Annotated in this window: 1 protein-coding gene; it reads left to right on the plus strand. The window is 46.1% G+C overall.

Going from position 1 to position 423, the window contains the following annotated elements; all coding sequences use genetic code 11:
• Window positions 1-358: hypothetical protein (locus tag PGY33_RS14315; RefSeq protein WP_270479216.1), on the plus strand; the 358-nt coding region annotated here is incomplete at its 5' end.
• Window positions 359-423 lie beyond the last annotated feature (65 nt).

Below are 423 nucleotides of genomic sequence, written 5' to 3' on the forward strand. Positions count from 1 at the left end.
GACCGCTATGGCGGCGATTGCAGCGTCCCAGACCGCTATGACGGCGATTGCAGCGTCGAGTACAGCTTTGAGCGCTATTGCTGCCAGCACAACGGCTTTAGACGCAATTTATGCGCAGAAAAAGCGCATGAGTGGTGCCAGCGCAAGTCTGTCCGGCAAGTTTATTATTCTTCAGATTAGCAACGATAACGCTTTCGATACGTCTCAATACGGATATGCCATCCTGTCCGATGGCAGCAAGCCGAAGTGGGATAGCTATAAGGATAAATATGCTTACTTTAAGCAGTACAAAAAGATTGCTACCTACATGAAGAATGATACTGATAGAGATGATTGGATCGACTATTTTCAGTGCTGAGCAAGGACGCATTAACATTCTAATGCGAACGTAACCTCGAAGATAATGCCATATTAACCGGCTTT

It is taken from the genome of Butyricicoccus sp. AF18-9LB (assembly GCF_027684505.1).
In the GTDB taxonomy this organism is placed as follows: domain Bacteria; phylum Bacillota; class Clostridia; order Oscillospirales; family Butyricicoccaceae; genus Agathobaculum; species Agathobaculum butyriciproducens.